General features: G+C 66.5%; 1 pseudogene. It reads left to right on the forward strand.

What is annotated here, in order from left to right:
* Window positions 1–38: 38 nt before the first annotated feature.
* Window positions 39–404, forward strand: a pseudogene (locus VW35_RS08965) (histidinol dehydrogenase); the annotation flags it as partial.
* Window positions 405–489: the final 85 nt, after the last annotated feature.

Consider the following 489-nt stretch of genomic DNA (forward strand, 5'->3'; position numbering starts at 1 on the left):
CGGCGCCAATGAAGACCGGGGTGTAGGCCAAGTGCGCAGCGTGCCCGGTGGTCAGCACCGGTGGGGCTCCGTTCAATGGCAAGACGGCGCCGGCGAATGTGGCCGCGCAGGCAATGGCAGGTGCCGACGAGAATTCGGTGCGCGGCGGGATTCGGGCGATTGGCGCCATGGCTATCGGCACCGAAAGCATTTCGCCGGTTGGTATGCTGGTCGGCCCGGGCAATGCCTTTGTTGCGGAAGCCAAGCGCCAGCGTTATGGGCGCGTCGGCATCGACCTCTTCGCCGGCACGACGGAAACGCTGGTCATTGCCGACGAAACCGTTGACGGTGAACTCTGCGCTGCCGACCTTCCCGGTCCGGCAGAGCCTGGTCCGACGAGCCCGGCGATCCTCCTCACCAATTAGGAGAAGCTGGCGCGCGACGCCACGGCCGATGTACGGCGGCCGCTTACGTGTATGCCCACCACCGGTCTCGCGACCACGTGTCTGG

The sequence above is a fragment of the Devosia soli genome, assembly GCF_000970455.1.
Lineage (GTDB): Bacteria > Pseudomonadota > Alphaproteobacteria > Rhizobiales > Devosiaceae > Devosia > Devosia soli.